Source organism: Caulobacter sp. Root1455, assembly GCF_001426905.1.
GTDB lineage: Bacteria > Pseudomonadota > Alphaproteobacteria > Caulobacterales > Caulobacteraceae > Caulobacter.
Window position 1 is genome coordinate 190,137 of record NZ_LMFQ01000020.1, and the last position, 12,999, is coordinate 203,135.

A 12,999-nucleotide genomic window follows, 5' to 3' on the forward strand; every position below is an offset into this window, starting at 1 on the left:
CCTTATCGTTGATCACTTTGTATCACGGGCGCGTCGGGCGCCAACGGGCCTTCAACCGAGGGCTCTAAGTCTTGCGAAGGAGACCTTCCCCCATGGTCAAACATTCGATCGCCACCAGCCTTTCGATCGGCGCCGTTCTCGCCTCGATGATCGCCGCGCCGATGCCGGCGATGGCCGCCCAGTCCAAAGGTATCGGCGGGCTGTTCGCCTGCGAGGGCTCGGGCAAGAAGCAGGAAGGCGGGGCCTTGATCGGAGCCGGGGTCGGCGCCCTGCTGGGACGCCAGGTCAGCAAGAACGAAAAGACGCTCGGCACGGTGCTGGGCGCGGCGGCCGGGGCGGCGGCGGGGGCCTATATCGGCTGCCGCATGCAGTCGACCGACCAAGCCATGGCCCAGCAGGCCACCAAGAAGGCCCTCGACAACGGCCAGTCGGAGACCTGGAGCAATTCGCGCACCGGCGCCTCGGGCCGCATCGACGTGGTGTCGTCCTCGTACGGCCCGCCGATCAGCGGCGACGGCCTGCGCTTCGGGCGCGGCGTGACGGTGCTGCCCCGCTACGACGCCGTCGGCGGCGACTACACCGCCCGTTCCACCGCCAATCTGCGCTCGGGTCCCTCGACCAGCGGCAAGGTGGTCGGCAAGCTGGCGGCCGGCGATCGGGTCCAGGTGCTGGGCGGCGCGCCGAACAGCAACTGGCTGCTGATCGGCCGCGACGGCTATGGCGTCGGCTACGTCTCGGCCGGGCTGCTCAGCCAGAGCGGCTACGGCCCGGCCCCCAGCTGCCGGATCATCAAGGCCTCGATCAGCACCCAGGGCGCGGCGCCCACCAGCGAGCGCTACAGCGCCTGCAAGGACACCAAGGGCGAGTGGCAGCTGACGCCGGCGTAAGTTCGGCGAGATCAGGTCAGCGAACACTTGCCCCCTACGGGTCGCTTCGCGACCGTCTTCCCCCAGAGGGGGAAGAGGAACCGAGCGCGCGTCCTCCGCCCCCTATGGGGGCGGACAGGCCGCGAAGCGGCCAGGTGGGGGCAAGTGTTCACCGCACGGCTTCAGAGATCCACCACCTCGCACTTGAGCCGCGCCCGGATCTCGTCGGCCACGATCGCCCGGTGGCAACACCGGGCGTCGGTCTCGTAGCAGAGCAGGGCGATCCGCTTCTCGCCCGCCAGGGCGGTCGCCTGGCCCAGCGCCACCTGGGCCGTCGGCTCGGCGAGGTGGGCGTGGAAGATGCGGCGCATCTCGTCGGTGCGGCCCCGCCGCGCCGCCTCGCGCCCGGCCTTGGGCGTGCCCAACGGCCGCAGGTGGACATAGTCGATGCCCTCGGCCTTCAGGCTGTTTCCCAGCAGGGTCTTCGAAAAGCCGGGCCGGCGCGAGGCGGCCACGGCGCGGACGTCGACGACCGTCTCGACCCCGGCGGCCTTCAGGCGGGCGATCACGCCGTCCAGGGTGTCGGTCTCGTAGCCGATGGTGGCCACGGGGCCAGGGGGCGGGCTTGCGGGCGGTTTCATGGGGCTCTCCATGGACGAGGTAACGCCGCGCGCCTACCTTAGGAGCCAGTGGCCGCAGCAGGAGCATCTCGCCATGGACGCGGCCGTCTTCCGTGACCCTCGCCGACGCTTCATCCCGATCGCCAGCCGCGCCGGGGCCGGCGAGATGGCGGTGCTGGAGTTCGGGCCCACCGACCGCCCGGTCGACGTGGTCTTCGTCCACGCCAACGGCTTCAACGGCCAGACCTACCGCGCCTTGCTGGCCCCGCTGTCGGCCGGCCTGCGGATCCTGGCGGTCGATCAGCGCGGCCACGGCTCCAGCCGCCTGGCGGCCGACCCCGATCACCGGCGCAACTGGCTGGACCTGCGCGACGACCTGCTGGCCCTGCTGGCCGCCCTGGACCAGACGCAGCCCGTGGTGCTGGCCGGCCACTCGATGGGCGGCACCGTCAGCCTGCTGGCCGCCGCCGCGGCGCCCGACGCCGTGCGCGGCCTGGTGCTGCTGGACCCGGTGATCATGCCCCGGCTCATGGCCTTCTACGCCCACATGCCCTGGACCTCCGGCGCGCTGTGGAGGCGCCTGCCGATGGTGCAGGGCGCGCTGCGCCGCCGCGCCGTGTTCGAAAGCCGCGAGGCCGCCTTCACCGCCTATCGCGGGCGCGGGGCGTTTCGCACCTGGCCCGAGACGATGCTGGCCGACTATGTCGGCGGCGGCTTCCGGGATCGCGACGACGGCAAGGTCGAACTGGCCTGCGCCCCGGCCTGGGAAGCGTCCAACTACAGCGCCCAGGCCCACGATCCCTGGCGGGCCATGGGCCGCATACGCTGCCCGGCGCGCATCCTCAAGGCCGAGAAGGGCTCGACCACCCACGTCGGCGACGGGGCCGGCCTGATGCGCCGCCATCCCCTGATCCGCGTCGAGACGGTGGCGGGCGCCAGCCACTTCCTGCCGATGGAGCGTCCGGACCTGGCGCGGGAAGCGATCTTCGAGATGGCGGCGGGGCAAGACACTCTCTCCTAGAGAGAGGGGGTTCCTAGAGCGTCAGCCCCGCCACCGCCGACTTCGCCAGCTCGGCCCGCGCGGCGTCCGAGATCGGCGCCACTTTCCGCGCGTCGAGGTCGAAGGTGATGGCCACGGCCTCCGAGGTGCCCCAGGCCTTGCCGGTGGTCGGGTCCAGCATCCAGTGCACCACGCGCATGGCCTGACCCTGCGTCCCGACCAGGCCCGAGCGAAGCTCGACCCGGTCGCCGGTCCGGGGCCAGGCCAGTTGGACAAGGCGGTATTCCAGCACCGCGCCGCCGACCCGCGCCGGCTTGACCTCGGCATGGGCGACCACGGTGTCGCGGAACGGGCCGATGAAGGCGCCGATGCCGTCCGAGACCCGGCCGATGAACTGCTCGGCGCGCATTCGTCCGAACACGTCGCAATCGGTCGGCGACAGGGCGCCCAGGCCGATCCGCTTCAGGCCCAGGGCGTCGGCCCGCTCCAGGCTGGCCGTCGTTTCGAACGGCGACAGGTCCAGGCTGCGGGCCCGGGCCTGCTCGGGAACCTCGACCTTCAGCGCCGCCGCCCGCGCGTGCACGACGCGCGGCCACGGGAAGGCCTCGCCCTCGCGCGGGGTGACGTGGGCGATGGCGGTCTGGAAGGTGGCCGCCAGCTGGCCGGTGGCGGTGTGGACCAGCAGCTGCAGCACCCGCGCCTCGGTGTCGGAAATCTCGATCACCCCGCCCAGCATGTGCAGGGTCGCCCCGGCATGGGCCTCGCGCAGGAAGCGGATGTGCTGTTCGCGGACCACCACGGTGGCGTTGGCGTAGGGCGAGAAGGCGTGCGGCAGGCCCAGCTCGGCCGCCAGCCCCGCCAGGCCCTCCATGGCCCGCACGACGTAGAAGCGCACGTTCATGTGCCCCATCTCGTCGCAGTCCCAGGTGTTCACCCCGCCGCGCCAGATCTCGACGCCGGGGAAGACGGCTTCTTGGGTCGTCATGGCGGCGGTTCCGGGGAGGGTTGAACGGTCGTTCGAGTCTACCGGGGTTCGTACGAGGTTCGCAATCTCCGCCGGGGACATGCCCTCGCGGCGTGTCCCCAGAGACACCCCCGACGCCTTGCCAGTGATGGGGACACGCCGCGAGGGCATGTCCCCGGCCGCCTAGCGCCAGTCCTTGGACCTCGTCCGGGGCTTCTCGTCGAGCGTGGGTTTCTCGTCGAGGCTGAGCTCGCTGAGATAACCCATGACGCCATGGTCGGGCCGTTCGCTGGTCGTGATCCTGACATAGCGGGCGGTGGTCTTGGGCAGGTCGAAATACTGCCAGCCGTCATTCGCCGCGACGTACAGGTTCAGGATCTGCACCTTGGCCAGCGGCCGGAACGGACCGGTCATGGCGTCGCCGACGGCGATCTCGATGGTGGCGGGATTTTCATCGGCCTTGGGGACCAGGATGCCGAAGCGGTCGAAGGTGGCGGGCCGGTCGTCCTGAAAGCCGAAGATGGCGAAGGCGTCGACGAAGGTGATGGTCGTGCCTTCCGCCAGGACATCATCATTGGCCGACGACCAGGCCTTGGTCGGCGCCGCGACCAGGCGCCCGCCATTCTGCGGCGACAGCAGGTTTCGGCCGGGCGGTCCGGTCAGGGGCGGTCCGCTCGGCGGCGCGGCGGCGACGGACGGAGCGGGCGCGGCCAGGGTGGCGGCGGGCGTCGCCGTCGAGGGCGTGGCGGCTGGCGCGGCCGCCGCCGCGGCCGACCGTTCCGCACCGCCGCCGCCGATCACGCCGGCCTGGTGCAGGCCGACGACCAGGCCCGTGATCGCCGTGAGCAGGCCGGCGATGGCGCTCAGCACGACGGGCGCGCTGTGCCACCAGTGCGTCTTGGCCGGTTCACGATCGGTCATCTCGCTCTCCCAAAAGGCGGTGAGGCGGGTCTTCGATCGTTAAAAGTGTACAGACTTTGGCGAGGGCGCCTAGGCGCTTAGGCGTCGCGGCAATCGGCGCACAGCCCGTGCGCCTCGATCGTCACGCCGGTCAGGGTGTAGCCCGCCGAGGCGCCGGCGGCGATGATCTCGGCGCTGGCCTTGGGCTCGATCTCGCGCGTGGCGCCGCAGCAGTCGCAGATCAGGAAGGCGGCGGCGTGGCCGTCGGCCTCCTTGCGGCAGGCGACATAGGCGTTGAGGCTCTCGATGCGGTGGGCGAAGCCCTGCTTCTCGAGAAAGTCCAGGGCCCGGTAGACGGTGGGCGGCTTCGCGGGCGGACCATCAATGGCGAAGCTGGCGATCAGGTCGTAGGCCTTCACCGGCTGGCCGGCTTGCAGCAGCAGTTCCAGCACCCGGCGGCGGGGCGCGGTCAGGCGTTGCTCGGCCGCCCCGCAGCGCGCCTCGGCGGCGGCGAGTTCGGCCGCAAGCGCCGAGCCGGCGACGCCGTGGTTGTGGTGATCGTGATCGCAAGCGGCGTGATGGGCCATGGCCAAGAGGTAGAGGGCGGGAAGGCCTCGCGCAACCGTTCCTCCCCCTGTGGGGGAGGTGTCGTCCCGGACTTGGCACGGGACGACGGTGGGGGGAGTGATGAGGCGATGGCCGGATCTGCGATCCACGATCCTAAAACTCCCCCCACCGATCGCCGCGCGATCGCCTCCCCCACAGGGGGAGGGTTTCAGGGCAGCGGCTGGGCCAGCAGCGCGGCCTCGGTCTCGCATCGGGCCTTGCCCGGGGCGGGGCCCGCCGCCCGCGCGGCGTCCAGCTCGGCGCCGACCGCCGCCAGGTCGGCCTGGAAAGCCGACGAGGCGCTCAGGGCGTCGACCAGGGCCGCGGCGTTGATCCGGCCGGCGTCCACCGAGGAGGCGTTGTGCACGCCGCAGACCACGCGGCTCTCGCCATAGGCCCGGGCGCGCTCGAGAATGGCGTCGGCGCGCTGCGGCTGGGCCTTGGCCAGGAGCAGGCCGACGGTCCAGCCCCAGGTGGCGTGGCCGGAAGGGTAGTCCGGGGTCAGGGCCACGATCATGCCGCTGCGGGCGCAGATCGGGCCGCGGTCCACTTGGTAGGGGCGCCTGCGGTCGTACAGCCGCTTGGGACCGGCGATGGCCGGCCGCACGTCGCGGCCGACCCGGCGCAGCATGGCCGCCAGCCGGGGCGTGGTCTGGCGGCTGGGCGTGACGCCGAGGGCGCAGCTGTAGGCGTCCATGATCCGGGCCTCATGGGCGTCCTGCTTGGCCAGGGACCAGCGCGGGCTGTCCTTGAGCTTTCGGGTTTCCAGGAACGTCCGGCGGTCCTGATCGTCGACGGCCGAGCCCCGGACGGGCGGCGGCGGCACGACCTGGCGCCCGTCATAGGCGCCCTTGGCGAGGTAGGCGTCGCCGCCAAGACCGGCGCAACCCGCCAACACCAGACCCGCCGCCGCGACAATCCATGATGCGCGCATGAAAAAAGGTCCCCGGAAGCACTCCGGGGACCCTGCATTTTCAAAGCATCCGTATCAAGACGCCTTACTTGGCGAACAGCTTTTGCCAGCGCGGCTTTTCGCGGCCCTTCCAGGCTTCGCGGTGATAGGCGTCCGAGGCGATCAGCGGCACCACGGTGGTCGCTTCGGCGAACACCATCTGCTCGTGGGTGGTGTTGACCTTGCCCCAGCTGGCGGCCTCCTTCAGCGTCGAGGAGCTGCAGGCGCCGTCGCGCACGTCGGCCACGGTGATCTGGATGGCGTACTTGTGCATGTCGGCTTCGACGCCGAGGATCTCGGCGCAGACCACGGTGTCCTGGGCGAAGTTCTTGGGCACGCCGCCGCCGACCATGAACAGGCCCGTGGTGCCGGCCGCGATCTTGATGTCCGTCAGTTCACGGAAGTCCGCGACCGCGTCGATCATCAGATAGGGCTGCTTGGCCGCGATGCGTTCCTTCTGGTGCTTGACCAGGCCGAAGCCGGCCGAGCTGTCGACGAAGGCCGGGCAGAAGATCGGCACGCCTTCCTCGTAGGCGGTCTGGATCAGCGAGCCGGGCTTCTTGGCGTTGCCTTCGGAGAGCCACTTGCCCATTTCCCAGATGAACTCGCGCGAGGAATAGGCGCGCGGCTCCAGGCGGTTGCAGATCTCCAGGATCGTGTGATCGCAGTTCTGGAGCTCTTCCTCGTCGATATAGGTGTCGTAGATGCGGTCGATGTAGTTGTCGCGCAGCACGTTGTCGTCGACCGGGCCGGCGGCCTGGTAGTGCTTGAAGCCCAGGGCCTCGAAGAAGTCCATGTCGACGATCGAGGCGCCGGTGGCGACCACGGCGTCGATCATGCCGTTCTTCACCATGTCGCGGTAGACGTGCATGCAGCCGCCGGCCGAGGTCGAGCCGGCCAGGATCAGCCACGGCGAGCAGGACTTGTCCTCCAGCGCCATGTTGAAGATGTCGGCGGCGCGGGCGGTGTCGCGCGAGCTGAACGACATCTTGCGCATGGCGTCGATGATCGGGCGGGCGTCGAACGACGTGATGTCGATGTGCTCGACGACGTTCTGCAGCAGCTCGGCCTTGGTGTTGTTCGGAACGGGAGCGTTCATCGCTTCGGTTTCCCTGACTTTGGACGCCCGTCGTGAAAACAAACCCTTCGTCAGGACGGAGCGACCGACGGGGGCGATGGGGAATGCGGTTCGTATCCAAACGCTGAAGCGATGGATGCGGCGCGCGGTTTAACTCAGATTTGTCACGGTGCTTAGTGACGTTTTGACGTCGTGGGCTCGCCCTCGTCCTTCGACAAGCTCAGGATGAGGGCTATTGCAGCGGCGGTTCAGTCAAAATCCTCACCCTGAGCCTGTCGAAGGGCGGGGATTTTGTCCTCCGCCCTTCCAGGTTCATTACCGACGACGGCGCTTCTTGCCGGCCGCGCCCTTGGGACGCGAGAAGCGGACGATCTTGCGCTCCTCGGCCTCGGGCCGCGGGGTTGGGATCGAGCGCTTGGCCAAGCCGTACATCGAGGCCATCGGGGCGTCCTGGACCTCGACGGCTTCGGTGTCGCCAAAGCCGTTGAAGCGGGTCGACATCGCCACGCCATAGGCGCCCAGCATGCCGATCTCGATATAGTCGCCCTCGTCGACGCTTTCCGGCAGGTAGAACGGGCCGGGCATGTGGTCGACGCTGTCGCAGGTCGGGCCGTAGAAGCGGAACGGGCGCAGACCCTCTTCCACCACTTCGCCGTTCTTGCGGAACAACTTGACCGGGAATGGCCATTTCATGTGGGCCGCGTCGAACAGCGAGCCGTACGAGCCGTCGTTCAGATAGAGCGCGTCGCCCTTCTTCAGCTCGACCTTGACCAGCAGGGACGAGGCCTCGGCCACCAGAGCCCGGCCGGGTTCGCACCACAGCTCGGTGGTCTCGTGGACCATCATGTCGTTGAAGCCCCGGTCGATGGCGGCCAGGTATTCCGACAGCTCGGGCGGGGCCATGCCCGGATAGATCGACGGGAAGCCGCCGCCCACGTCGACGACGTCGGCCAGCACGCCGGCCCGCACCAGGGCGCGCGAGGCCTGGGCCATCGCCGCCTGGTAGGCGGTGGGGCGCATGCACTGGCTGCCGACGTGGAAGCTGACGCCCATCAGGTCCTGGGTGGCGCGGCGGGCGGCCAGCAGCAGGGCCGGGGCGTTGTGCGGCTCGACGCCGAACTTGCCCGACAGCGAATAGGCCGCGCCCTCGGCCTGCACGCCCATGCGGACGATCAGGTTCAGGTCCTTGGCCTGGCCGGTGGCGTCCAGGATCTTGGCCAGTTCCTCATGGGTGTCGAACGAGAACGTCCGCACGCCGTGATCGAAATAGGCGGCCGAAATCGCCACGCGGCTTTTCACCGGGTGCATGAAGGCCATCCGCGAACCGGGGGCGTGCTGGGCGACCAGCTCGACCTCGTTCAGCGACGCCACGTCGAAGGAGCGCACGCCGGCGTCCGCGAGCTCGCGGATCACCCACGGCGAAGGGTTGGCCTTCACCGCGTAAAAGACGTCGCCTTTGAATTCAGCCTGGAACCAGCGCGCCGCTACGGAAACCGCGTCGGGCCGCACGAGTGCGACGGGACGTTCCGGTGACCGCTCACGGACCAGGTCCAGGGGAGTATGGTACGTGTGCAATTCACGTAGACCCCTGCAGAAGTTAAACCCAGGCCGGCGTTAGCAGCGCTTATGAGGACTTCGGGTCCGCCGGAGCGAGCGAGATAGGGGCATACCCCGAGGATGTAAAGAGTCTTTTGGATCCGGGGTTCCCGCGGGGGCGCGAACCGTGTCCCGGCCAAGCTTCCGGCGCGGTTCGCGTTCCCCGTCGGTCGGCGCGGGCGGGGAAATCGATCCAACATCCGTCACAAATCCGTTGCGTCCGTGCCCCAAACCGACGAACGCATTTCCCAGCACTCGAAACCACGTTAAGGATTCGCCCCGACCATGAAGTCGGACCCAGTTCTCTCGATCCGCGCCGCCTCCAAGACCTTCGGGTCGCGCAGGGCGCTGGACGCCGTTTCGCTCGACGTGGGTCGCGGCGAGATGATCGCGCTCATCGGTCCCTCGGGTTCGGGCAAATCCACCCTGCTGCGCTCGATCGACGGCCTGCAGACCATCGACGCGCCAGCCCAGGAGAAGGGTGGTGAAGGCACGATCACGGCCTTCGGCGGTCCGGTCCAGGCCAAGGGCAAGGTCAGCGACCAGGTGCGCAAGGCGCGCGTCCGCATCGGCTTCATCGCCCAGCAGTTCAACCTGGTCGGCCGCCTGACCCTGTTCACCAACGTCGCCCTCGGCTCGCTGGGCCGGATCGGTTTCGCGCGCGGCCTGTTCGGCGCCTGGCCGGCCGAGACCCGCGGCGCGGTCATGGCCGCCCTGCATCGGGTCGGCGTGGCCGACTACGCCGCCCAGCGCGCCAATACGCTGTCGGGCGGCCAGCAGCAGCGCGGCGCCATCGCCCGCGCCCTGGTCCAGAAGGCCAAGATCATCCTCGCCGACGAGCCGGTCGCCTCGCTCGATCCCGTCTCGGCGCGCAAGGTCATGGAGATCCTCCGTGATCTGAACAAGACCGACGGCCTGACCGTGGTCGTCACCCTGCACCAGGTCGACTACGCCCTGCGCTATTGCGCCCGGGTGGTGGCGCTGAAGGCCGGCAAGAAGGTCTATGACGGCCCGACCAACGGCCTGGGCCGCGACAAACTCATCGACATCTACGGCCCGGAATTCGAGGACGTATTCTGGGAAGGAGCTCCGCAATGATCCGCCGCACCCCAATCTCGCGCCGAGTGGTCGCCGGTCTCGGCCTCGTCGCCGCCCTGACGCTCGCCGCGTGCGGAGAGAAGAAGGCCGCCGCGCCGGCCGCCAAGGACACCATCGTGTTCTCGATCCTGTCGACCGAGTCGGCCCAGAACATGGAGAGCTACTGGAAGCCCATCCTGGCCGACATGGAGACGTCGACCGGCATGAAGGTGAAGCCGTTCTTCTCGTCCAACTACTCGTCGCTGATCGTGGCCATGGGCGCCAAGCAGACCGACGTGGGCTGGTTCTCCAACGCCTCGGGCCTGGAGGCCGTGCGCCGTTCGGGCGGCGAGGTCTTCGCCCGCACCTTCGATCCGTCGGGGACCGACGGCTACAAGTCGGTGATCATCGTGCCGGCCGACAGCAAGCTGACGGTCGAGGGCCTGCTCAAGTGCGACAAGACCCTGGATTTCGGCATCGGCGACAAGAAGTCGACCTCGGGCACCCTGGCCCCGATGACCTACCTGTTCATCCCGGCCGACAAGAAGCCCGAGACCTGCTTCAAGACCGTGCTCAGCGCCAGCCATGACGCCAACCTGTTCGCGGTGGCCAACCACAAGCTGGACGCGGCGACCAACAACTCCACGGCCCTCAGCCTCAACCGCCTGGCCAAGGGCGGCGCCCAGGCCGACAAGGTCAAGGTGATCTGGGAATCGCCGACCCTGCCCGAGGATCCGATCGTCTGGCGCAAGGACCTGGATCCGGTGGTCAAGGAAAAGGTGCGTCAGTTCTTCCTGACCTACGGCCAGGGCGACACCCCGGTCGCGGCCCAGCAGCGCGCCAACCTCAAGCGCCTGTCGATGGGCGGCTTCAAGGCCGCCGACGACACCCACCTGCTGGTGGTGCGCGAGATGGAGGCCCTGGAGCACGTGGGCCTGGCCCGCGAGTCCGGCGATGCGGCCAAGCTGGCGGCGGCCGAGACGGCCCTGGCCGGCATCAAGGCCGAGCGCGTGGCCGCCGAAGGCAAGGCCGGCCTCGCCGCGCCGGTCAACTGACCCGCCACGACCGACCCGCCATGAACGACGTCATTCCGCCCCCGCCCAGCAAGCCGATCTCGGCGCGCGCCTTCGATCTTCTGCTGTGGGGCGGGGTGATCGCTCTGCTGGTGATCAGCTTCAAGCCGGCCGAGATCGACAAGTTCCCGCAGCTGGTCACCGAGGCCGGCAAGATGCAGGAGTTCGGCCGCGGCTTCTTCTCGCCGTTCACCGATCCCAAGGCGTTCATGGCCGCCGACTGGCCGCTCTACATCGGCAAGATGTGGCAGACGATCCAGATGGCGCTGTGGGGCACGGCCCTGGCCATCCTGGTGGCGATCCCCCTGGGCCTGTTGGGCGCGCGCAACATCACCCCGTGGTGGATCCAGCAGCCCGTGCGCCGGGTGCTGGACATCATCCGCTCGCTGCCCGACCTGGTGGTGGCGCTGATCTTCATCACCGCCGTGGGCCTGGGCCCGTTCGCCGGGGTCATGGCCCTGATGTTCAACACCGGCGGCGTTCTGGCCAAGCTGTTCGCCGAGGCCGTCGAGTCGATCGACAAGGGCCCGGTCGAGGGCGTGCGCGCCACCGGAGCCGTCAAGCTGCAGGAAGTGGTCTGGGGGGTGATCCCGCAGGTCGCGCCCCTATGGACCAGCTACGCGCTCTACCGCTTCGAGTCGTCCAGCCGATCGGCCACCGTCCTTGGCCTGATCGGGGCCGGCGGCGTCGGCCAGGTGCTGCTCGATTCCATCAACGGCTTTCAGTACGACCAGACCGGCTGCATCGTCCTGGTCATCGTGGTGGCCGTCTCGCTGATCGACCTGCTTTCACAGATCATCCGCACACGTCTCCTCTGAGGTGCATTTATGTGGCCTCCGGGCCACAATTAACACCTTGAAAAGGCTTGTCATCGGTCTGTCATCAAAGGGTGGCGGAACCGTCACGGGACCCCCGTAAAGCGCTTCTACCTGATCCGGACCAACGGGCAGGGGGCAAAGCCTTAAGGGGAATTCTCACATGCGGAACAAGACCTCGCTGGTCAGCGGCGCGGCGCTGGGCGTCATGCTCGCCTGCGGCCTCGGCGTCGCGGCTCACGCGCAAGACACCACGGTCGCCTGGAAAGGCGCGCCGCAATGGACCAACGACGACGTCTACTTCAAGGTCCGCGGCCGGATCCTGCTCGACGCCGTTTTCCAAGACGTGGATAAGGACGGCGGTTCAGCCGGTGACTACAAGACCAGCAACGTTCGCGGCCGCCAAGCCTTCATCGGCGTCGAGGGCAAGCTGAACAACTACGTGGCCTATAAGGTCGAAGGCGGCGCGGTGAACGGCGGAGCCTGGGGCTGGGACGACGTGGTCCTCGAAGTCAAGCCGACCGAATTCACCAGCCTGCTGTTCGGCAACGTCAAGGTCGCCGGCCTGGAAAACCTGACCTCGACCCGCTTCACCACCTTCATGGACCGCGGCCCGTACGGTGACTTCGGCGTCGACAGCTACCAGCTGGGCGTCGTGGGCAAGTATGTCGGCCCGAACTACAGCGCCACTCTGGGCGTGCAGGGCGGCAGCCTCAACAACGCCGACGTGACGGCCGCCAACGCCGACGCCAAGGAACGTCTGGTCATCACCGGTCGCGGCCACTGGGCGCCGATCGTCACCGACACCGACAAGGTCCACCTGGGCGCTTCGTACCGCTACCGCAACCGCGGCGACGAAGGCATGTTCGCCTATACCGGCCGCACCAACACCGCCTACAGCAACGGCACGCTGTACACGACCGGCGGCATCGGCAACCGTGACAACACCTGGGCCCTCGAAGGCGCCTGGATGCACGGTCCGTTCTCGGTGCAAGGCGAATATTCGAGCATCGACGTGACCCGCGCCGGCACGGCGGGCAGCGATCCGACCGTGAAGGTCGGCTACGCCTTCGTCAGCTTCTGGCCGACGGGCGAAACCCGTAACTACAACAGCGTCACCGGCGAGTTCGGCCGTCCGAAGATCCTGAACCCTATCACGGCCGGCGGCTGGGGCGGTCTGGAACTGGCCGTCCGCTACGACTTCGCCGACCTGAACGACGCCTACGACACCCTGAAGGTAAAGCCGGCGACCTCGCAGGCCGGCGAATACACCGCCTGGACCCTGGGCGCGAACTACTACCTGACCGGTTATGTCCGCTTCCAGGCGAACTATACCGACGGCAAGGTCGACAACATCGGCTTGAACCAAGACTACGACGTCAAGCAGTTCCAACTGCGCGCGCAGATGGACTTCTAAGACCCTTCCGGGCCGATCTTCGGGATCGGCCCGGA

General features: G+C 68.6%; 13 protein-coding genes. 6 read left to right on the forward strand and 7 right to left on the reverse strand.

Annotation, left to right across the window (positions count from 1 at the left end; all coding sequences use genetic code 11):
• Nucleotides 1–92 precede the first annotated feature (92 nt).
• Entirely contained in the window at nucleotides 93–887 is a 795-nt protein-coding gene (locus ASD21_RS10320; RefSeq protein WP_056440307.1) for an SH3 domain-containing protein, read from the forward strand.
• A gap of 161 nt (nucleotides 888–1,048) precedes the next feature.
• Here the strand turns inward: ASD21_RS10320 and ASD21_RS10325 are convergent, their stop codons facing one another.
• Nucleotides 1,049–1,507 (reverse strand): DUF488 domain-containing protein, encoded by a 459-nt coding sequence (locus ASD21_RS10325; RefSeq protein ID WP_056440308.1) that lies wholly within the window; start codon nucleotides 1,505–1,507, stop codon nucleotides 1,049–1,051.
• A 73-nt stretch (nucleotides 1,508–1,580) separates the two neighbouring features.
• Here ASD21_RS10325 and ASD21_RS10330 point away from each other — a divergent pair, with 73 nt between their 5' ends.
• The gene (locus ASD21_RS10330) at nucleotides 1,581–2,507 is read left to right on the forward strand and encodes an alpha/beta fold hydrolase (protein ID WP_056440310.1); all 927 of its coding nucleotides are present in this window, start codon (nucleotides 1,581–1,583) and stop codon (nucleotides 2,505–2,507) included.
• A gap of 13 nt (nucleotides 2,508–2,520) precedes the next feature.
• On the opposite strand, the gene ASD21_RS10335 is transcribed toward ASD21_RS10330, so the two are convergent.
• The 6 genes from ASD21_RS10335 to ASD21_RS10360 all read right to left on the reverse strand — a co-directional run bounded on the left by ASD21_RS10335 (nucleotide 2,521) and on the right by ASD21_RS10360 (nucleotide 8,561).
• Nucleotides 2,521–3,471 carry a thioesterase family protein gene (locus ASD21_RS10335; protein WP_056440312.1) on the reverse strand — a complete coding sequence of 317 codons (951 nt, stop codon included), beginning with the start codon at nucleotides 3,469–3,471 and terminating at the stop codon, nucleotides 2,521–2,523.
• Nucleotides 3,472–3,633: 162 nt separating this feature from the next.
• The gene (locus ASD21_RS10340; RefSeq protein ID WP_056440315.1) at nucleotides 3,634–4,371 is read right to left on the reverse strand and encodes a hypothetical protein; all 738 of its coding nucleotides are present in this window, start codon (nucleotides 4,369–4,371) and stop codon (nucleotides 3,634–3,636) included.
• A gap of 77 nt (nucleotides 4,372–4,448) precedes the next feature.
• Nucleotides 4,449–4,937, reverse strand: a complete 489-nt coding sequence (locus ASD21_RS10345; protein WP_156390675.1) for a Fur family transcriptional regulator — start codon at nucleotides 4,935–4,937, stop codon at nucleotides 4,449–4,451.
• A gap of 188 nt (nucleotides 4,938–5,125) precedes the next feature.
• Nucleotides 5,126–5,890, reverse strand: coding sequence for an acid phosphatase (locus tag ASD21_RS10350; RefSeq protein WP_056440319.1), 765 nt, complete (start codon nucleotides 5,888–5,890; stop codon nucleotides 5,126–5,128).
• A gap of 64 nt (nucleotides 5,891–5,954) precedes the next feature.
• Nucleotides 5,955–7,007 (reverse strand): 1,9-bis(guanidino)-5-aza-nonane synthase, encoded by a 1,053-nt coding sequence (locus tag ASD21_RS10355; protein WP_056440320.1) that lies wholly within the window; start codon nucleotides 7,005–7,007, stop codon nucleotides 5,955–5,957.
• A gap of 294 nt (nucleotides 7,008–7,301) precedes the next feature.
• Nucleotides 7,302–8,561 (reverse strand): type III PLP-dependent enzyme, encoded by a 1,260-nt coding sequence (locus ASD21_RS10360; RefSeq protein ID WP_056440322.1) that lies wholly within the window; start codon nucleotides 8,559–8,561, stop codon nucleotides 7,302–7,304.
• A 306-nt stretch (nucleotides 8,562–8,867) separates the two neighbouring features.
• Here ASD21_RS10360 and ASD21_RS10365 point away from each other — a divergent pair, with 306 nt between their 5' ends.
• The 4 genes from ASD21_RS10365 to ASD21_RS10380 all read left to right on the forward strand — a co-directional run bounded on the left by ASD21_RS10365 (nucleotide 8,868) and on the right by ASD21_RS10380 (nucleotide 12,964).
• On the forward strand, nucleotides 8,868–9,680 hold the full coding sequence (locus tag ASD21_RS10365; protein ID WP_056440325.1) for a phosphonate ABC transporter ATP-binding protein: 813 nt from the start codon (nucleotides 8,868–8,870) through the stop codon (nucleotides 9,678–9,680).
• A complete protein-coding gene (gene phnD / locus ASD21_RS10370) occupies nucleotides 9,677–10,714 on the forward strand; it encodes a phosphate/phosphite/phosphonate ABC transporter substrate-binding protein (protein ID WP_056440327.1) in 1,038 nt (345 codons plus the stop codon). Before ASD21_RS10365 ends, phnD begins: the two co-directional genes overlap by 4 nt.
• Nucleotides 10,715–10,734: 20 nt before the next feature.
• On the forward strand, nucleotides 10,735–11,550 hold the full coding sequence (gene phnE, locus ASD21_RS10375) for a phosphonate ABC transporter, permease protein PhnE (RefSeq protein WP_056440329.1): 816 nt from the start codon (nucleotides 10,735–10,737) through the stop codon (nucleotides 11,548–11,550).
• A 160-nt stretch (nucleotides 11,551–11,710) separates the two neighbouring features.
• The gene (locus ASD21_RS10380; protein ID WP_056440331.1) at nucleotides 11,711–12,964 is read left to right on the forward strand and encodes an OprO/OprP family phosphate-selective porin; all 1,254 of its coding nucleotides are present in this window, start codon (nucleotides 11,711–11,713) and stop codon (nucleotides 12,962–12,964) included.
• The last annotated feature ends 35 nt before the right edge of the window (nucleotides 12,965–12,999 follow it).